Annotated in this window: 7 protein-coding genes; 2 read left to right on the forward strand and 5 right to left on the reverse strand. The window is 68.5% G+C overall.

The annotated features are described in order from the left end of the window. Window positions 1–268: 268 nt before the first annotated feature. Complete coding sequence (locus Pth03_RS37805; RefSeq protein ID WP_203949312.1) at window positions 269–1,057, forward strand: GNAT family N-acetyltransferase; 789 nt, start codon at window positions 269–271, stop codon at window positions 1,055–1,057. Between the two features lie 336 nt (window positions 1,058–1,393). On the opposite strand, the gene Pth03_RS37810 is transcribed toward Pth03_RS37805, so the two are convergent. Continuing rightward, window positions 1,394–1,606, reverse strand: coding sequence for a hypothetical protein (locus tag Pth03_RS37810; protein ID WP_203949313.1), 213 nt, complete (start codon window positions 1,604–1,606; stop codon window positions 1,394–1,396). 473 nt (window positions 1,607–2,079) lie between these two features. Here Pth03_RS37810 and Pth03_RS37815 point away from each other — a divergent pair, with 473 nt between their 5' ends. Beyond that, complete coding sequence (locus tag Pth03_RS37815) at window positions 2,080–3,399, forward strand: sensor histidine kinase (RefSeq protein WP_239119686.1); 1,320 nt, start codon at window positions 2,080–2,082, stop codon at window positions 3,397–3,399. A gap of 57 nt (window positions 3,400–3,456) precedes the next feature. Here the strand turns inward: Pth03_RS37815 and Pth03_RS37820 are convergent, their stop codons facing one another. From Pth03_RS37820 to Pth03_RS37835, 4 genes are all read right to left on the reverse strand, one after another. Beyond that, the gene (locus Pth03_RS37820) at window positions 3,457–3,750 is read right to left on the reverse strand and encodes a DUF6204 family protein (RefSeq protein ID WP_239119687.1); all 294 of its coding nucleotides are present in this window, start codon (window positions 3,748–3,750) and stop codon (window positions 3,457–3,459) included. Then, the gene (locus Pth03_RS37825; protein WP_203949315.1) at window positions 3,738–4,391 is read right to left on the reverse strand and encodes a TetR/AcrR family transcriptional regulator; all 654 of its coding nucleotides are present in this window, start codon (window positions 4,389–4,391) and stop codon (window positions 3,738–3,740) included. Before Pth03_RS37825 ends, Pth03_RS37820 begins: the two co-directional genes overlap by 13 nt. Before the next feature lie 320 nt (window positions 4,392–4,711). Further along, complete coding sequence (locus Pth03_RS37830) at window positions 4,712–7,435, reverse strand: hypothetical protein (RefSeq protein WP_203949316.1); 2,724 nt, start codon at window positions 7,433–7,435, stop codon at window positions 4,712–4,714. A 12-nt stretch (window positions 7,436–7,447) separates the two neighbouring features. Beyond that, window positions 7,448–20,164, reverse strand: coding sequence for a hemopexin repeat-containing protein (locus tag Pth03_RS37835; protein ID WP_203949317.1), 12,717 nt, complete (start codon window positions 20,162–20,164; stop codon window positions 7,448–7,450). Between the last annotated feature and the right edge of the window lie 762 nt (window positions 20,165–20,926).

The raw sequence follows: 20,926 nt of genomic DNA on the forward strand, positions 1-20,926 counted from the left end.
GCAGTGAGCCGGAACTCCCCTGCCAAGCTTGTCGGCCCCGTCAGCAAGGATGCCGGCCATGACGGCTGCCATTGCTGACTATCTGTGGTTCGAGCAGCGCTTCCCGGATCTCGCCAAGGCCTACTGCATCACCCTCGTGGGCCCTCGGGCTGTGATTGGTGGGCGCATGACGGCCCCCAACGTCCCAGCCTGCTCTCGCCCGCCACAGGGTTGCGCACGTTCGGCCCGGCGGAGGATGACAACGTGGGCCCGCGATAGCGTCTCGAGGATGGAGATACGCCCGGCCGGTGACGGTGACATCGCCGAAATCGCCCGCATCGCGACCGCCAACGGGGACGGCGACGGCGCGAATCCGCGGTATGTCGCCCATCTCCGCGGCAACGGCGGGTTCCTGGTCGCGGTGACCGGGCGGGAGGTGGCCGGATACTGCGCCATCCGCCGGTTCGCCGGGGCGACGATGTTGTGCGACCTGTTCGTCGACCCCGTCCGGCACGGCGGCGGCGTGGGCCGCCGACTGCTCGAAGCGGCGTTCCCGGGCTCAGAAGCAAGGTTCACCTTCGCCTCGCAGGACCCTCGGGCAATGCCCCTGTACCTGCGTCACGGCATGCGGCCGCGATGGCCACTGCTCTATCTCAGCGGCCCGCCCGGCCGAGACGCGGAGCCGTCCGCGACCAGAGTCGACGTCGTCGACGCGGGCGCCGCAGAGTCGCTGCTCACCGGCGTGGACCGCACGGCCGACTACGCCTACTGGGCCGTCACGCCGGGGACGACCGGAGTGCTCGTGTACGACGACGGCGCGGTCGCCGCCGCGGGAGTGGCCGGGCCCGACAACCTGATCCACCTGACCACCGCCAGCGGCCACGACCCTGCCGCCGCCCTGCGGAGCGCCCTCACCGTCTTCGACGCCCCGACGGTACGGGTCTGCCTGCCCGGCCCTCATCCGGCGGTCGAGGACCTCCTGCGAGCCCGCTGGCGGATCGACACCTACGACCACCACATGTCGAGCGTCGCCGACATCATCGGCTCCGACCGGGTCCTGTCACCGTCGCTCGCCTGACATCGTCCGGCCGCCGGGTGGCCGGGGAGCGCTCATCCGACCAGGAGAGGCGATGCGGCGCAGCCTTTCGCGGGCGACCGCATGCAGCTTCATCGAGACCAGTGCGGTCGATGTTTCTAGACGCGGGGCATCGCGGTAGCAAGCTGCCCGGGATGTAGTCCGATCTTGCGCCGGGTCGTGCCGCCCGTGACCACCAGCTTGGCTCGGAGCTGTGGAGCGTTCACCAACACCGACTTCGCCACCGTCTAACCGCTGGTAGGCCCGAACGCGGACCGGCGACGCCGGAATCTCCTATATCGCCACTCCGATCGGCGGTGACCTCGCCGACATCGTGCTTTACCTCAACGCCATCGTCTTCGGCGCCTTCAACGCGACCCGCGCGTTCGCGCCGCCTCGGCTGCCAAGGGCAGCGGCGCGAGGTACGGCCCAGCCGCCGGTGATCGGGGACAGGCAGCGGACCAGCACTCGGCGGGACAGCTCGTTCACCGCTCGCTCGCCGTGTTTGTCCTGTGCAGTGGGCTGGTTGAAGCGTTGAGAACTCCAACTCATCCCAGCGCAGAGGGCACCTCGGTCACACTCTTCACGTCAAATCGATCCAGGCTGGGCATCATGTGACACCAGATTCGTGAGCTGCCGAATGAAAGGGATGTTTCTGGCCTGAATTGGGTGATTTCCCATGCATGGGGAAATGCCTGCATGCTTGTTGGGAACTCTTTCTCTGGCTACCGCACGGTCGATTGCCGCAACCTCGCTGATTAGATGGCCACGACGCCGGTCGGCGTGGGCTTTCCGGGCTTCATGACGCCGGGAAGCGACTTCGCTGTGAGAGTGGCCAATGTTGGCAGGGTCAAAACTTTGCCCAATTCCGGGACGTTATGGCGATATTTCAGAGTTCTGTTTACGAAGGGTGACTATTTCGTGTCGGGGGAGGTCGGATGCCGAACGGGTCCCGAACGTCGTTTCGGGCTCGTCGGACCGCGGCGACAGGCGTCGTCGCGGCCTTGGTTTGCGTCGGCGTCAGCGTGCTCTTTCTCCTGTTCGCGGGCAACCAGGAGGCCGACGGCGTCCAGTCTCGGATCACCGGGGCCTGGGACCGTGTGGTGCCCTTGATCCGGCAGGGGCCGCTCCCGTCGGTCCTGCCGTACGGCAGGGTCGCGGCCATACAGGTCGTCGACGAACACGGGCAGGCCGTCGCGTCGACCCCGCAACTCGTCGGCAAGCCCCCGATGGCGACCTTTCATTCGACCACCACCGACGTGCGCGCCACCCGGGTGCTGTGCCCTCCGGTGGGCCTGAACGGCTGCCTGACCGTCGTCTCGTACAAGGTCTATCAGCCGAGTGGGTTCTGGCTGCTCTACATAGCGGTGCCGGTGGTCCCCTGGTACGGAAGCGCCACGATGCTGTTGGTGGCGATCGGCGTGTCCGTGGTGGTGATCACGATGATGAGCGCCTGGGTGTTCCGTGATCTCACGAAGGCCATGGCTCCGGTGAACGCCATCCGGGTGGAACTGGCGGAGATCACGGCCACCGGTCTCGACCGCCGGGTTCCCGTCTCCAGCAGGTACATGGAGATCAAGTCTCTGGCCGAAACGGTGAACGACACCCTCGACCGCCTCGAAAGCGCCTATGAGCGGTTACGGCGTTTCACCTCGGACGCCTCCCACGACCTGCGCAGCCCGATCACCGGCATGCGGGCGCAGATGGAGGAGGCGCTCATGCACCCGGACGACGTCGACTGGCCGGCGGTGGCTGGGGAGGTGCTCGTCCAGGTGGAGCGGCTTCAGGCGATCGTGACCGACCTGCTGACCCTCGCCCGCCTGGACGCGCGTGCTCCGCTCAACCGCCAGCCGACCGATCTGGGCCAGTTGGTCGAGGCCGAACTCGACCGCCGGGCCTACCGCAAGGAGATCGTCAGAGACTTGCAGGGGGACGTCGTCATCAACTGCGACCGGCTGCGGATCGCCCGGGTGCTGGTGAACCTGCTCGACAACGCCGAACGTCACGCGAACTCCCGGATCACCGTCGTCGTGCGAGCCGACGGGCCGATGGCCGTCCTGGAGGTCGTCGACGACGGCGCGGGAATCGCCCCCGAGCACCGCGAGATCGTCTTCGACCGCTTCACCCGGCTGGAGGCCTCACGCGACCGGGACGCGGGCGGAACGGGGCTGGGGCTGGCGATCGCACGGGAGATCGCCGAGGCGCACGGGGGCACCTTGACCATCAAGGACAGCGAACGAGGAGCGCGTTTCGTCCTGAGACTGCCGATAGGCCCCGCCGCCCCCGGCCCTGACGGCCCTTCCGAGCTGCGAGGCGGTTCGTCCCCCGCCCGCCCGCAGGCATAGGGCGCTCCGAGTATGGCGTCCCAGAGCGAGCCGATCACGTCCGAGCAGCTGACTGAATCATTCCCGGGCACGCCGGCGGATCTTGATGGTGCGCATGTCGGTCACCGCGACGCGCAGCACGTCGTACGGCTGGCCGTAGGCGTCGAGCGCCGCGAGGGCCCGTCGGGTGGCGTCCTGCTCGTCGTCGTCGGGCGTGGCCGGCACCTGGCAGCGGAAGGTGAACGCCGACAGGGTGCCGTCGTGGGTGAAGGCGCCTTGCGTGCTGAAGGCGAGTCCGGACGCGGCGAGCACGGAGGCGCGGCCGGTCTCGTCGAGATCGCCGAACCGGCCGGAGATGATCACTCTGAACACTGTGATTCCTCTCGGATGGCGTAGGTGAGGATGCGTCCGCCGAGCAGGTCCTCGGCGGCGTCGAGGATGTCGAGGACGGCCGCGGCGATGGTGCCGGGGTCCTCTCCGGCGGCGGTGCGCCTGCCGATCTCGGTGTAGACGAGCTCGTGCAGGGCGCCGACCTGCCAGGCCACCACGTGGGGCAGCGGGTCGGCGGGGGTGGTGTCGGTCTCCTCCGCGAGTACGGCGGCGAGCGCGTCGGTCATCTGTCGGCCGAGATCCTCAAGCCGGGCTGTCAGCGTGGGTGCGGCCCGCATCATCACGAAGACGCGGCCGAACCCGTCGGTCAGGCCGAGCCTGCGGTCGCGGCGGCGTACCTCCTCACGCAGCGTTCGCAATACGGCTGGTACGGCGCCTTCGCCGGGCCTGCGGTCGCGCACCATGTCGGCGAGCCGTTGCGGGGACGCTTGGTCGGGCGGTAGGACGAGGTTCTCCTTGGTCTCGAAGTAGTTGTAGACGGTGTTGGCCGAGACTCCGGCTGCGGCGGCGACCTCGGTGATCGTGACGTGCTCGAAGCCCCGCTCGACGAACAGCCCGATGGCCGTATCTGAGATGTGCCGCCGTGTCTGGCGCTTCTTGCGTTCCCGCAGCCCTTCGGTCATGCGAGAAACTTTAATCGGACTCCATATTTAAAGTCGACTTCATTATTTGAGCCGGTAGTCAGGGCACGGGACTTCAGCACTGGTTCGCGGATCCACTGCCTACGGCGCCGAGCGGTCGCCGGCTCGCTCTGAGAGCTGCGCGGTGTCGTAGCCCAGCATGATTCCTCGCCCGCGTCCACGCGCTGGGCCGCCGGGCACGGCCCGCCGACCCGCCGATGACGGGCTGCGCCATCCCGAGTTCATTCAGGTCGCGGGCATCTCACCTTGGCCAGGCGGGTCTGTCCATTATTGAACGTTCGTGTCTTACAGCCCCACGCTGCCTAGTTCGCCTGTCTGATGACTCGCCTGTGTTCCTTCTCGCGGACGGCCATGATGGTGGCGGTGGTGGAGGTGGCTTGGGAGGAGAGCCAGTCGGCCTTGGCCTTGTTGGCTTTCAGGAGGACCGCCCTGTCGCTCAGGCGTTTGACGGAGTCGTCCACTGCCTTCTTGATCTCGGCGATGGTGAACCAGTTCTTAGGGACGGGGCCGGGTTGGGCAGGTTTCTTGGAGTCGGGGGTCACCTCGGCCAGGGCCAGGGTCAGGGACTCGGCGGCGATCTCCAGCGACTCGATGGTCTTGGCCAGGCGGATCGGCTCGAACTCGGTGCCCTTCTGGTCTGCTGCGTACTGCAGTGCCTCCTCGTCGAAGTTGGACGTGGCCTTCTTCGCGGTCTTCCGTTCGTTGTGCCCGTCCCGGCTGCCGTCGTTGACGGTGGCGAAGGGCAGGGAGTTACGGAAGCAGAGGAACGACCTGATGGCGTCCTCCGCGCCCTCCGGCCCCTCAGCGAGGTAGACGTCGACCGCGTAGTTGAAGATGTCGTTCAACTGGCCGCCGACGAGCTGGTCGGACGGGATCGCGCAGTCGAGCTTGGTCAGCAGCTCGCTCTTGAGGTCCCTGGCCACCTCTTTCTGCAGTGCCGCGGCGATGCCCGTGCGTTTGTGCGTGGCGTACAGCTTCTCGACGGCCGCGGTCTCCGTCGCCCACGCGGTGGAGTGCGAGCCCATTCCGGAGATTCCGTAGGGTGCGGGGGCCCGGCCCTGGATGGCGAGCTTGTTCCGGTCGTCGATGGTGACGACCAGGTCCTCGGTCTTGGCGTGGATGACCCAGCGACTGTCCTTGGCGGGCTCCGGCACATCGCCGAACTCCGGGTAATATTCGCGGACCTTCTCAAGGAGCTCCTGGACCTTGTCCGGCTCGACCCCGGTGACGCTCTCGGTGAGAGACTCCTCCAGCTTGGTGATGAGAGCCTCTTCCGGGTCGCCGGTCAGGAAGTCCGTCTGCTTGACGGCGTTCGGATATGACTCGGCCATGGTCTTCTGGTGCTCGTACAGCAGGCTGCCCAAGATGAGCGAGCTGTCGGCGAGCGCCTGGTCGTTGGGGACGCTCAGCGCGGCCAGCACCTTCGCGGCCTCCGCGCCCTTGGCCGTCAGCTTCCGCTTGGCCTCCTTGAAGCCGTCGCTCTCCTTGGCGCTCACCAGGTGCGCCAGGTCCTTGGCCAGCCTCGCAGTCTGGGCGACCTCGTCGGCCAGGTCATGGACCGCGGGATATCCGAGGTCCTCGCCGGCGACGCCGTCGGCCTCCTGGGCGATCGCCTCAAGCTCCATGCGCACGTCCTCGATGGGCTTCCCATGCGAAGGGGCGACGGCCGACCTCTTTCCTCCCGGCACGAGCGGGATGATGTAGGGGTCGAGGATCGGCTGCAGTTCGTCGGCGAGCTGGACGGCCAGCCGGATCTTCCCGCGCTCCACCCGTACGGCCTCGGGGGCGACCGCGAACTGCACGCCCGCACCGCGCTGCGCGGCTTCGAAGGCGAACGTGTCCCACAGGCCTTCGTACGCGTCGTCGAGGATCATCTGTTCCTCGGCCTTCTTCTGCTCCGCCTCCTCCTTGTGCCTTTTCTCCGTCTGCTGCGCCGACTCCCCCTCCGCCTTCGCGTCCTCCTCGTCCCGCAGCCGCTTGTCTTCCGCGGCCTCCTCCTCCAGACGCTTCTTACGCTCCTCGGGCGTCTCGGCCGCGATCCGCTCGTCCCGCTGCAGTTTGCTTTCCTCCGCGAGCTCGATCTTGAGGATGGCGGCACGCGCGGCGCCCTCGCCCGACCCGTGCGATCCGCGGTCGGTGTCCGGGAGCACCGTGGCGTACGGCAGGAAGTTGAGATACGCCAGGTGGTGGGCTATCGCCTTGCCGATCCTCGCCGGCGTCAGCTCGGGCTGGTTCCCGCTCTCGATCTGCTGAAGCGTCTCCTCCACCACGAACGCGTAGTGCTCGAGGTACGGACGGCGATGGTCGGCTTCCTCGTCGTCCAGCGTGTTGAACAACCGCATGCCGATCGAGTCGGGGTCGCCCGAGGTCATCCACTCCTGCGCCTCGCCCTGGAGTGTCCGCAGCGTCGTCACCGCGTCGGCGAGGCTGAGTCCGTGCATCCGCGCGTGCACGCGGTCGACGATGGTCGCCCAGGCCCCGGTGTGGTCGCCCATCCGGCTCCCGAAGGGCGAAGGCGTGCGCAGGCGGCCGAACGACAGGCCGCTGATCTGCCCGTTCTTGGCGACGATCTGCGGGTAGAGCTGCACCGTCGCCCCGGCGGGCAGGTCGTCGCGCCGCTGCACCGTGAACGCGGGCGCCGTCCGTGTGGTCGTCACGGCCGTGCCGGTGGTGTTGAGGTCGATGAATCCGGAACCGATCGTGTCGCGCAGGTCGCGCAGGGTCGGCCGACCGCTGTTCTTCGTCGTCCGCGGCGCCTTCGCCGGCCGGGCCGCCAGATCGGGCTGCTCCCGTTTCCGCTTGGCGGTCGCGGTCCGCGAGGCGGACACCGTGGTCTTCGTCTCGTCCTCCGAGGACTCGGAGGACGAGACGTCCGAACCAGAGTCGGTGTCGGTGTCGACGACCGTCTTGACGTCGGCCGCGGTCGGCTTTTTTATCGTGGTCGAGGTCGCCTTCCGGTCCGCCGTCGGCGTCGGCTTCTTGACGCCTTTGGTCTTCCTGTTGATGGTCTGCTTGCTTCTGCCCATGGGGACGCTCCGTCAGGGAAGGGCTCGGTAAGAAAGAATCAGGGCAAACCCGGAAAGTCCGGACTTGTCGCCGTCCAGGACGAGGCTCCAGTCCCGTACGGTGAGCCCCGGCGTGCGCAGAACCCGCCCCTCGGTGAGCGGCAGCCTGCTGTCGCCGTTCAGCAGGAACCGCACCGCCGAGTCCGCCTCGTAGTGGGCGTAGACCCCGGTGATCTGGCGGCCGGACAACCCGGGGAGCAGGTCCGCGGTGATCGGCAGCACCAGCGCGTCGTCGTCGCCCGACAGGAACGCCTCCCACTCGTCCGGGAACGAGGCCGCGACGTCGAGGTACCGCGCCGCCGGGTACGGCTTGAGCATCCCCCTGACCGCGGTGGCGAAGGTCTCGCCGCCCTGGTCGGCGGTGTATTTGACGGTGATCGTGACGTCCACGAGGTCGGCCAGAACGCGCCGCGCCTCCAGCCGCCAGCGCGAAACGGCTCCCGTGCCCTCGAACGGCAGGTACCGCTGGTCGTCGAAGCGCAGCTCGAACAGCCCGTTGCCGTCGCGCCCGTACTCGACGTCCGAGAGTGCGATCTGCTGGCTCGGGCGCCAGTCGCCGCGCAGGCTCTCCGGCGCGGAACCCTTCGGATCGAGGAGATACTTCACCGCCTTCGGATCGGCCGTGAGCACCGTCTTGCTGTCGAGCTGGGTCAGCGTCGCGTTCACGCTCAGCGGCCCGTCGGGGCCCTCGAACGTGACGCTGACCGTCTTGATCTGACGGCGGAAGTGTCCGGGGAAGTCGCGGTCGAACAGCGCCTCGGTCAGCGCGAACTCACCCCGTCCCTCGTTCTTCAGCGTCAGCAGGCCGAGCGGGTCGATCTGGAGCAGCGACACCCGTTTGGTGATCTCCAGCCCCCGCTCATCGGACAGCACGTACGCCTGCCCGAGCCGGTCGAGGTCCAGTGCGAGCCCGTGCCCGGCGAGCAGCCCGTTGCGCCGGCTCTCCCAGTACGTCGGCTGGATGAACCCCGGGGAGCCGTCCCGCTCGAAGGCGTAGGCCCGTTCGGCCGCTCGCGCCATCTCGTACGTCAGGTTGTACGTCTGGAAGTACAGCCCGGAGAGCCGCTCGACCATCCAGCCGTACAGCTGCGCCCCGGCGAACTTGCCCGTCATGAACGCGGTCTCCGCGTCGAGGTGCGCCACCTGCCGGTTGTGGATCTCCAGCTCGCGCCGCGCCAGCGCGAGCTGGAGTTCCGCGGACGCGACCTGGTGGCCGAGCTGCACCACGTCGCTGCGCGAGATGGCCACCTGGAGGTTCCAGTCCTGCTCCTGGCGTTCCTGGTCGGCCCGTACGCCCAGCAGCTCGCCCAGCATCGAGAACCCCTCGCCCAGCGTCGAGGAGACCTCGGAGCCGATGTCCAGGGCGTCGCCGACCTGGTCGCCGCCGACGGACGTGCCCATGATGAACGGGCCGATCAGCGCCTGCGGCACCCCTGAGGCGATCGCCGCGCCGATCTTGAGCCCGCCCGCGACGAAGTGGGCCGCAGCGCCCAGCCCCATCATCGCGATCTGGGCCTCCTGGAGCGGCGAGAGCCCTTCGGCGACCAGCGTCTCGTAGTGCGTGACCCGGGCCTCGGCCGCGACCTTGGAGTCTCGCGCCTCGGCCAGCCCCTCCTCGGCGATGCGGACCTGGTTCTCCTTGATCTGCCGGGTCAGCGCCAGGATCTCGGCCTCCTGCCGGTTCCGCAGCAGAGCCAGTTCCTCGCCGTCCCGCTGCTCGAAGGCGTTCAGCAGCTCATCGCCGAGCTGGCGCAGCCGGTCGGCCAGCTCCTTGGCGCGCTGGTACAGGAAGTCGAACCGGTACGGCGGCACCGCGGCCGTCGCGGCGGCCGTGAGCTGGTCGAGCGTCGCGCCGGTCGCGACGCCGCGCACCAGGGCCATCACGTCGGCCGGCGGTTCGAACAGCGGGATCGGCCGGCTGACGCCCATGATGTCCAGCGACTGGCGGATCTTGGTCAGCCGGTCCTCGACCCGGTTCCAGTACTCCAGGAACTGGCCGTTCTCCGGGACGTAGAAATACGGGTTGGCGACGCCCGCGTGGACGGCCCCCTCCTCCTCCAGCAGGGTCCCGTCGGCCGTCAGGTGGCCGGTCTCCCCCGGGCCCTCGCCGTCAGGCAGCTCGTAGGGGGAGGCGGGCGGCAGCGCCCGGGGTCCGGCGCTGTACGGACGTTCACCCAGGAGGTCGTAGGCGAAGATGTAGAGCATCCGCGCCTCGTCGACGCTCTCCGCCGTGTACTGGCGGAAGAGCAGGTCGCCCCAGTCGAGGAGATTGTCGATGTAGGCCATGACGACGGCCCGCCGGTACGCCTCGGGGCGGAGTTCGGCGATGGCGTGCGGGTCGAACGGGTCGTCCAGGTAGGTCTGGAGCAGGGAGCGCCGATCGCCCATCAGGTCGTACTGGCGGCGCAACTGCCCGAGCATCGCGGTGCGTTCCCCCAGCGCGCCCGTGAGGCCCGCGTCAAGGCCCGCGAGGCCCTTCAGGAACTCCAGCTCGTCCGTGGTGAGGTCGCGGCTCTGCCGGAACGCCGGGGCCAGCGCTTCGACCGAGTCGAGGATCGGGGTCAGCCTGGCCGACACCTGGGCGTCGTTCAGCGCCCGCAGATCCTCCCGGCAGTCGTCGACGAGCGCCTGAACGTCCACCGCGAGGAACGGCAGGAACCGCCAATATCGTGTGCGCTCGGTGGGGTCGAAGACGTACTCGTACCAGCGCCGGGCGTCCTCGAAGCGCTGGGCGGCGTTGAGCGCCTGGGCGATCAGCAGCGGCGCGTGGAAGAAGATCTCCCAGTAATAGAGGCCGCCCGAGCTGTCGAAGTCCAGATGCGAGCTGACCGGCACGCTGGCCGCCGCGAGCTCCGGACGGACGCGGACGGTCGTGGCGTCGGAGCGCGTGCCGCTGAACGCCGGAAGCTCGTCCAGCTCCTGGGTGGACGGGTCGAGCAGCGCGTCCACTCCCCCGGTCAGCAGCCGACGGTTCAGCTCGGCGGCCGTGCTGGAGGTCAGCCGGACGATGTCGTACGGCAGCGAGGCGATCTCGTACGGCCGCTTGACGGCCTCGGCGGCCGGGTAGGCGGCGTACTGCGTGCCCACGAAGAAGTAGAGCGCGGAGTCTGCGTCCAGGACCCCGGTGAAGCCCTGCGGGAAACCCTCGGGCAGGCAGCGCCAGTTTCCTTGGATCGGAAGGAGGGCCAGCCTGGCGTCGGGTTCCTGCCCGGCGGGGAGCGTGCCGTAGCCGCCGCCGCTGAAGACGTAGCGCAGGTCGCCGCGCCGGAAGACCGCGTCGATGCGCTGCGCCGCCGGCTTGGGGTAGCCCGCGTCGATGTAGTCGGGGATCGTCGGCTGCGCGGCGCCGCCGCTCAGCGTGTACCGGACGAACTCGCCGCCGCTGACCAGGAACAGCTTCCCGTCGGCGACGTAGGCGGCGTCGACCTCGCCCGTGCGGGTGATCGCGGTCTGAACCCGGCCGAGCTCGCTGGTCGGACGCGGCGGCTCGTCGATCCCGTGCGCGTTCGCCCAGTAGACGCGCCGGGCGTTGTCGACCGTGATGACGCCCCCAACGAGCGTGAAGGACGGCCCGGGCCCGGCTGCGACCCCGTCGGGATTCTTGGCCAGCGGACGCGGATAACCCTTGTCCGGCAGCAGATCGGGCCCGAGCCGTACGTACTGGTCGCCGAAGATCAGGTAGGTGTAGCCGTCCTTGGCGACCACGGCGTCCAGGGAGGGCTTGCCGGGAATCTGCCACTGCCTGATGGTCCCGAACGCGCCGGAGACCGCGTACCCCTCCCGGGCCTTCGAGTAGAAGATCTCCACACCGCCCGGGCCGGTGAACGCCGCGTCGACCTTCGTCCACGGCGGCAGGTTCTCCGTGTTGGACGCGGTCTTCTTCGGATAACCGGGATCGAGGGTGCCGAAGCCCAGTTTCGGATAGCGGTAGTACTCGTCCCCGGAGAACAGGAAGATCCGATCACCGCGGACCAGGGCGGCGTCGACCACGCCGGTGCGCAGCAGGTTCGTGCCGACCACGCCGAACCGTTCCGCGGTCGCCTGTCTGGTCTGGCGCGAGGTGACCTTGCCCGGAGGCACCGCGACGAAGTTGCCGCCGACGTTGTCGAAGAAGTACAGGGTGCCGTCGGCGAGCTGGAAGGCGGCGTCGATGCCGTCCCAGGTGGTGGGCAGGCGGTCCTGGTTGCCCTTGAGCGGCAGCAGCGCCGCCGGTTCGTCGGGCGCGGCGACCGGGCGGCACAGGAAGCTGCCGCCCTTGTGGTCCACGCTGAACCAGGCGCCGTCCTGCGTGTCCGCGGGTGCGTTGAAGCGCACGACGTCGTTGATCGGGGTGGTCGTGGGCTCCATGAAGATCCGGCTCAGGTCGGCCGGACGGGCCGGGTCGACCGTGGTCTTCGCGGGGAGCCCGTACAGCTCGGGCGTGAGCGAGAAGGCCGAGGTGACCGCCGTCGTGCCCGGCGTCGTGCCGACGGTGTACGTGCACCGCACGACGATCGAGTCGTGCTCGCTCACGCCGGGGACCAGCCGCGACGCCTGCACGTACAGGCTCACGTCCGTGATCGGCCCGGCCTGCTCCGCGTCGACCGCCAGGACCTGCGCCGCGACCCATTCCCCGGTCAGGTTGCGGAAGGAGTAGCAGATCTTGACCCGGTAACGCGGTGGCGGCGCGGCGACCTGCTGCCCGCCGCCCGACTGCGTGGTCACGATCGTGGTCGTGGACGGGTCGTCCGCGGTGACCGCCTCGACCACCGGCCAGAAGACGAACACCCGGCCGAAGGCGTGCACCGGATCGACCCGCTCGGCGTCGATCTGGACGTCGACCTTGGCCCAGGGCTCCCAGGTGGCCGAGAGCTTCTGGCCGTCGCGGAACTCCGCCGTACGGAAGTAGTAGCGCCGCGGCTCGGTGCGGGTACGGCCGAACAGGACCAGCCTCCGCTCGCCCGCGGCCGCTCCGTCGGCGGTGTAGACGTAGCCGCCCGCGATGGCCAGGCGGGAGACCTCGGTGTATTCGTCGAGGTAACGCTTGTAGGCGGTCTGTACGCTCTGCGCGGTGATCTCGCCCTGGAGCAGGTCGCTTTCCAGCGCGGCGAACGCGGGAGTCTTACGGGACCGCAGTTCGGGGCGGAGGTAGTTCTCCGGGTAGAGGAAGACCTTGCGGTTGGCCTCCCAGGTCCGGTAGTTCCGCATCCAGGACCACCACAGGCGCAGGCGCGACTTGACCTCGTCGGGATCCACGTCGTCCGGCAGCTCGACCGTCTCCAGGTCGAGGAGGTAGCGGTGGAGGTAGAGCTGGGTCGCGCCGATGGCCTCACGGACCCGTGAGGTGGTGCCCTCGGCGCCCATCTCGACGTCGATCAGGTAGCGGTTGAACAGGTCGCGGGGCGTGCCGTACGCCGGGGCGAGGTAGGCGACCAGCGCGTCACGCTTGAGCACGTTCAGCTCGTCGTGGAGCGTCTTGGACAGGGCGGGCCAGGCCTGCTGGTCGGTCTGGCGTTCGAGCATTCCGTAAAGGGCGGTCGCCGCGGCCTCCAGGTCCCGCGTGGAGCCGAAGACCTTCTGCCAGACCTCCCGGTAGATCTCGGACGGACCCGCGCCGAACCGTCCCGCCGCGGTGAACAGGTCGGCGAGGGCGAGCAGGAACTCGATCTCGAAGAGGTGCTCGTCGCGGACGTGCGGGGTCAGCAGGGCGCTGTTGCGCCTGGCCCAGCGGAGTTCTTCGAGGTCCCAGCCGAACAGGTCGCTCAGATACTTGTACGGATCTTCGGCGCCGGTCAGGAAGAAACCGGCCAGGCCGTCCGGGTGGGAGCGGCACAGGTCGATGAAGCCGACGATCGTCTGGACGTCGCCCAACCGGTAGTCGGCCGCGCCCGACCAGCGCTGCGCGAACTCCTGCGGGTACGCGGCCTTCGTGCCCGAGTACCGGACGTACTGGCCGCCCTTGGTGAGATAGGTGCGGCCCTCGAAGGTGAACGCGCCGTCGGGGCCGGTCTCGAAACCGGCGGGCAGATCGCCCCAGTCGTCCTCGACGGTGCGGGGGAAACCCTGGTCCACCAGCTCCAGCTCGGCCGCGCTGTACCGGACGTACTGGCCGTCCCGGAAGGCGTACAGCTCGCCCGTCGGCGCGACGAACGCGGCGTCGAGACGGCCGTCCGCGAACTCGTTGCCGATCGTGCCCCATCGTTGGTTGACGGGGTGCACGCCGCCGTCGCCGACGTACTCCTTGTCCTTGAACAGGAACACCGAGCCGTCGGGGGCGCGGAAGGCGGCATCGAGGCCGTCCTCGAAACGATCGGGCAGCGGGGGCAGGGCCGGCTCCAGCTCGGCGGCCAGGGCCGACAGGGGCTTGGGGTAACCGTCGTCCACGTAGGTGCGGTCGGTGCCGGAATAGCGGACGTACTGGTCGCCGGAGAACAGGTAGACGCGGCGGTCGGCCACCAGGGTCGCGTCGACCAGGCCCGTCTCGGCGAGCGTGTTGCGTTCCCGCCCTTCGAAGGTGAACGTCGCCGAGAGCTCGGGCGAGACGGTGTGGCAGACGCCGGCGATCAGCAGATGGATCGTGCGGTCGTTGCCGACCACCGCGTCGACGCGGTGCTCGAGCGCGTCCTCGAAGGACTCGGGGAGGTTCTGGAACGGCTCCTCCTTACGGAGCTCTCCAGCGATCTTCTTGGGGTAGCCGGGGTCGACGTAGCGGTAGCCGGGGCCGGTGTACCGGACGTAGGTGTCGCCGGAGAACAGGTAGGTGTATTCGCCGCGCCAGACGAAGGCGGCGTCGACCGTGCCGCCCTCGGCGACGAACGGGTTGCTTGACACGGCCCACTGGTCGCGGACCTCCAGGAGCGGGCCGAACACCCCGTCCGCGTGGCGGGCGCAGGTGTCGTCGAAGAAGAACCAGGTCGAGCCGTCGCGCGCGGTGAAGGCGGTGCGCAGACCGTCGGGAGCGTCCAGGCCGTCGCCGAAGCCCGGGAAGAGACGCTCGACGGGGCGGGCGAAGGACCATCGGCCGGTCGTCTCGTTGTAGGAGGCGCACTCCTCGCCGCGGAGCAGGAGCATGGTGGCGCCCTCGAACAAAACCGCGTCGGGGAAACCGAAGCCGCCGGGGGCGTCGAACACGTCCTCGTCGGCGATGCCGGTCTCGCCCGGTTCCGCGTAGTCGGTTCCCGAGTAGACGACGTAGCGGCGCCGGCCGGCCTCATCAGGCTTTTCGTACAAGTAGGTCTTCCCGCCTCGGACGTAGGCGAGGTCGACGCTGGTCAGCCCGGCCCAGTGGGCGTCGATCGGCAGGGGTTCCTCGCCCTCGGCCACGAACTGGTCGCCGCCGAACAGGTACGTCTTGCCGTCGCGTCCGACGAACACGGCGTCCACCGCGCCGGTCTCGTAGACGTTGTTGCGCGGGCGGCCCCATTCCTCGGCCAGGGGGTAGGCGTGGCCGAGCTGGACGTTGAAACAGGTCGGGCCTTGGAAGAGGTAGGTGTTGCCGTCGGCGCCGATCAGGACGGAGTCCAGGCCGGTGCGAAACCGGTCGGGGACCTTGCGCAGGGTGCGCGGGCGGAACGGGGTGGCGGTGACCGAGCGGCCCTCCAGGTTGGAGCGTTTCGTCCAGCCCGGGAGGGAGCCGGAGGTGACGATCGAGCCGTCCTCGATGAACGCGCAGGCCACCTCGCCGAGCGGCAGGTCTCCGTAACGGCGGTAGGACTCGGTGGAGACGGCGTGACACTGGCCGTCGCGGAAGAAGTAGGCGGTGCGGCGGTCGGAGAAGGCCGCGTCTACGCCGCCGAGGGTGACCTCCAGGGCGCCCAGGCCGGGTTCTTCGGACAGCGTGGGCAGTTCGCGCGGGTAGCCGTCGTCGACTCGGGTCAGGTCGCTTCCGGAGTAGCGGACGTACTGGTCGCCGGAGAAGAGATAGGTGTGGGTGCGGGGCACGTCGACCCCGTCGACGTTCTCGGTGACGTCGAGGACGAGGGCGGCGTCGACCTTGCCGGTGCGGGCCAGGTTATTGCCGACGCGGCCCCAGAAGGCGGAGACCGACGAGGGGTAGCGGTCGTCGATGCGGGTGTAGTCGTCGGTCGAGTAGCGCAGGTAGCTCTGCCCGGAGAACAGGTAGGTGCGGCCGTCCTGGCCGACGAAGGCGGCGTCGATCTTCTCGAAGGGGATGCCGTGCCACCGGTCGCCGAGCGGGGCCGGCTCGGACCACCAGCGGTGCCGAGCGTCGAACTCGACGAAACGGTCACCCGCGAACAGGTAGGTGCGGTTGTCGTGGCCGGTGAAGATCGCGTCGACCGGGCCGAGGCGCATGTCGTCGGGCAGGTTCCACCAGTTGTCCGACAGCGGCTTGGGATAGCCGGGGTCGGGGGTCCGGTAGTCGCTGGTGGAGTAGCGGACGTAGAAGCGGGAGCCGTCGCCGCGCACCTTGACGCGCAGGCCCTCCTTGGTGACGTTCAGGATGATGCCCTCGGCGGTGGTGAGGGCCGTGGCCTGGACGCCGGTGAGGGTGAGCCCGTGCTCCTGGAACAGGTTGCGCAGGGCCGGGGTGAGGCGGCCCGCGTCCAGGTCCGCGTGGTGCTCTTCGGGCACGTCGAACAGGAGCGCGCCGACGCCGAACAGGTAGGTGCTGCCGTCCATGACGAAGGAGGCGTCCACCTGGTTCAGGCCGCCCCAGTCACGCTCGATCGCCCGGGGGTAGCCGGAGTCGACCGTGGTGTAGTCGGCGGTGGAGTAGCGCACATAGGTGGTGCCGCTGAACAAGTAGGCCTTGCCGTCAAGGCCGGTGAAGGCGGCGTCGACCCCGGGGAGCGCGGGCGGCAGGAGGCCCCAGCGTTCGGCGGTCGGGACGATCTCCGCGTCTCCCGTGAGCGCGACGGTCTTGCCGTCCTTGAACAGGTGGAGCACGCCGTTCGCGTCGGTGAACGCGGCCTCGACGCCCCCCTCGAACTGGGGCGGGAGGTCGTCGAGCAGCCGCGGGACACCCTCGTCGGCCAGGACGCCGTCGTTTTCGATGTTGTCGGAATAGCGGAGGGACAGGCCGCCGGACAACAGGCGGACGGAGGCCGCGTCGGCGTAGGCGGCATCGACGTGTGCCAGATCGGCGGAGCGGGTTCTGCCCCATGTCGCGGCGATCGGGTGCTCGCCGTCCACGGTGATCCAGCGGTCGGCGGTGAACAGGTGGACGGTGCCGTCGCGGTCCTGGAAACAGGCGTCGACGGGAGTGCCGGGGGCGGCAAGGCCCTCGCGCTCACGCCACTCCTCGATCGGGCGGGGATAGCCTTCGTCCAGCGTGCCGGCCGTGTAGCGGATGTACTGGTCGCCACTGAACAGGTAGGTGCGGCCGTCGTTGTCGACGAACGCGCTGTCGATGCGTTCGGGGTCGGCGAAGTTGTTCTTGATCGTTCCCCAGGTCTGCCGGCGCGGGGCCCAGCGCTGGCCGCCCGGTTCGCGGGTGAACGCCAGGCTCGTCCCGGCCTCGTCGTGGCCGACGATCCATTCCTTGCCGTCGGTGTGGCGGAAGGCGGCGTCCACCGCCACGAGGGCCGCGAACCTCGGGGACAGGTCGGTAAGCGGCTTGCGCGGGCCCTTCAGCGAGTAGGCCTCGTACGTCCAGTAGCCGGTGCCGGCGAACAGGTAGGTCAGGCCGTCGGCGCTCTCCAGGAGGGCGTCGAAACGTTCGATCCCGGCCGGGAGCGTCAGCGGCTCGGGGAACTTGCCGACGAGGTCCTGGTCGAGGAAGACCGTCTTGACCTCGGTGGGGTCGAGACCGAGCCGGGCCGCGAGCAGGGCGAACCCGCGGATCCGGCGGCAGGCCAGGCGGAAGCGGGGGTCGTCCGGTTCCTCCTCGGCACCGAGGGCGGGAGCGGCCAGGAGATCGAGGGATTCCTGAACTCCTCCGGCCACGGACTCCGCGATCGCCGCCGCGGTGGCGGCCGGGACGCCGAAGGCGTCGGCCAGGCAGGTGTGCAGCGCCTCCTCCTGGCGCTCCGCCAGGCCGGTCAACAGGTCGGTGATCTCCTGTACGGCTTCCGCCAGCTGGCCGGCGGCTTCGTGGAGGAGGAAGAAGACGTCGCGGCTGAAGTCCTCGAAGCCGGGGACGGCGAAGTCGAGGTTGTGGCCGGCGTCGGCGAAGTAGGGCAGCCAGGAGTGGGCCACGACGAGTCCCTCGGCCAACTGGCCCGAGGCCACGAGGTGCTCCAGGAGGTCGTCGCGCTGGTCCTCGGTGAGGCCGAGCTCGGTGACCGCCGACGGGGAGAGGCGGTAGGGATCCTGGTCTTCGAGCACCCGGACGATCCTGGCGAAGACCAGGACTTGCTCGGTTTCGGTGAAGCCGTCCAGGGTGACGGCGCCGTTCGGGTCGGCGAAGGTCGCCTCGTCCAGGACCCGGCCGTACTCGGTGTAGAGCCCGTCCAGGGCCTTGCTGACCCGTTCGGCCGCGACCTCGTCGGCCGGCCCGGCGAGGTCGTCGAGCGTGATGGTGGCCAGTTCGGTGTGATATTCCGCGATCTGCCTCTGCAGAATCTTCAGGAGCGCGGCGGCGATCGGGGCGAACTCGGCGGAAAGGGCGAAGTCGTCCTTGCTCAGGGACTCCAGCGTGGCCTGGTCCGCGTAGTAACCCTCCTCGTCCAGATGGCCGTTGAAGCGGAGGCTCTCGAACAGCCTCGTCGTCTGAACCTCGGTCAGCCTGAGTTCTGCGAGGAGGTCGGGCTCCAGGTAGAGCGCCTCTTCTTCGAACTGGGCCGCGCGGGCGTCGAACAGGGCCTTCACCGGCGCTTCCGCGTCGGCGAGGTCGGCGTTCACAGCGAAGGTCGTGACGTTGTCGGCGTCGAGGAAGAACGCCGGGTCGGTGAGCTCGCCGGCTTCGTCCAGGTAACCGTTGTAGATCAGGTTGTCGTACAGTTCAGCCCGCCGGCCCTCGGTGAGGTCGGCGAAGTCGGCCAGGTCCGCGGGGAAGAAGGCCGTCACGCCGTTCACCAGGCCCGCGATGGTCTTGAAGAGGAGCTCGCGGTAGAGGATGAAATCGCTCGCGAGCGCCAGGGCGTCGGTCGAGCGGATCGTGCCGTCGGCCTGGAGGTGGCCGCGGTGAACGAGGTTCTTGAAGATCTTCTCTTGGAGGCGTTCGCCGAGGCCGAGGCCGAGGAAGTCCGATGGGAAGATCACGCCCAGGTCGGCGACGGCGTCGTAAGCGGCGCTCTCCACCACGGCCGCATCCAGCTTCAGGAGCCGGCCGCCCGTCACGGAGACCACGCCGTCGTCGTAGGAGGCCAGGACATCGTGGACGACCTGGGCGGCGCGTTCGCTGAATCGGGTGGAGACGAACAGCTCCGGAGACAGAGCGGCCTGTTCCAGGGCTTCCCGGAGGGCGTCGAACAGGTCGTCTTCTTCGGGAGCGGGGCGTCCGCCGAGGATCTCCGACAGTTCCCGGCCGTCGAAACCGGTCTTCTGCATCCAGGTGACGAGCGCGAACAGGGTCTGGACGAGCCACAGCGCCGCCGCCGGATCGCCGCCTTCCAGGATCTTGTGGAGGTCGCGGACGGGTTCGCTTTCCAGCACCGTCAAAACGTCGAACAGTTCGTCCGTGGAGATGCCCAGCGCGTCGGCGAGCAGGCAGACCCTGCGGACCAGGGAGATCTCGGGAAGGCCGACCTCACCCCGATCGAAGGGGCTGGGCTCCCTGCCGTCGTAACGGGCTCGGTAGCGGCGGACGGTCGTGACAATGTCCGGTTCGCCGACCGTCAGAAGGGTCGCCAGGCGGAAGCGGTAGTCGCGATTGGCCGGGGTGAGAATGTCTCCGGCACAGACCTCGATCTCCGTACCCTCCGGGGGACTCCACGGCGCGGCCAGGCCGCACACGTCCGGGATCTCGAGCCCGTGCGCCCGCTTCAGGCGGACGACGTCGGCGACTGTCCGGAGGGCGTCCGGGTCGAGCCGGGCCTCGCAGTAGGTGGTCAAGACCTGATCGAGTTCGGTGGTGGTCAGGCCGGTCCTGCGGGCCAGGCGGATGAGGCGGTTCGCGCGCTCGAACCAGGCGAAGGAAGGGGTTCCCTCGCCACCCGGGCCCAGCAGGGTCTTCTCGTCCAGGCTCAGGGTCGCGTCCGCGCCGAGGCCGACGAGTTCGCGCAAGTCCTCTCCGGCCAGTCCGGTGGCCTCGGCGAACCTCGCCGCGTCGGTCAGGTCGTCGAGCTCCTCGGCCTCCCCCAGGCCGTAACGGTCCTTGAGCTCGGCCTCGCCCGCCGCCTCAGAGGTCACGATCGTGCTTTCGTCGGCCGACAGGCCCAGGTGCGCACGGGCCACCGCGTCCGGGTCGACCCGTCCGGCGAACAGCCGGGCGAACTCCTCCGGCGTGACGCGCAGGTGTTCCAGGTATTTGCGCAGCCTCGCATCGTCCAGGGCGAACGGGAGGCCGAAGGGATGGGTGTGCTCGCGGAGCCTCTCGTACGGCTCGTCGCCGACAAGCCGCTCCAGCACCTCGTTGACGATGTCGAGGTAAGCCGTCTCATTGAAGGTGTTCTGCGCGTCGAGAACGATGTCCTTCAGATCCGGCCGTCGCGCCAGCAGCGCCGGACGGTCGAATGTTCCCTCGAGCAGGCCGAGCAGCTCCACGAAGTACGCGGCCGGCGACGAGACGGACCTGGCGTCATCCTCCTCCGGAAACCTCAATTCTCCGAACAGCTGCGCATAGCTGGGCGATGACCCGTCCGTCTGCATCACTCGTCTCCCCAAACTCAGGCTGAACGGCGCTTCATGATTCCGTGCCGGGTGCGACCCGGAACACTTACCCGAAGGCGACATATAGCTCGGCGCAGGGAAAACGCAGGTTGGGGCGTCACGACCGGCTCGAATGATCTTCTGCTGCGGGTGCTTTAGCCGGCGACCTCCCTTTCAGGTTGCCGGTGGCCGCCCTTTTAAAGGCATGCCGAGGAGGATGGGCAACTCGGCCGGTTACGGGACCCTTGTTGTTGCCGATCCACCGAAGGCCATTCACCTGAATCGGCACTAAATGCCCAAAAAGCGAACAGCGGGAAGAATCAAGGAAAACCGTGGGGGTCCACGTATTGGAGCTCAAATCTGTTCAGATGCGGATCATAGGATCAGAGTCGACCTGCCGCCGCCGGGCAGATGGCGACTGACCGCTCCTACGACGTCGACGCGTCGAGAACCTCGTGATCACCCCCTGTTCGCCTGCGGGCATCCCCGGCGCCCGCCTACAGACCGCTAAACGAACATCACGTCACCATTCGAGGCGCCAGGGCATTGGCCACAATGCCAGACGACGACAACATTGCGGCAATTTCATTCAATGAAGGAAAGTCGTCATGGCCCTGCCTTCCAATGAACGAAATATTCGCCACCCTCTCAATAGCGCGAATGGTAATTCTCGGAGAGAGGTGAACGCCCTTCATCAATCACTTCGACGCATACTCAAATGGGTCGCTAATTAGAGTCGAGGCGAGGTTCGACGCACAAGGC

Origin of the sequence: Planotetraspora thailandica, from assembly GCF_016863335.1 — a bacterium.
Taxonomy (GTDB): Bacteria; Actinomycetota; Actinomycetes; order Streptosporangiales; family Streptosporangiaceae; genus Planotetraspora; species Planotetraspora thailandica.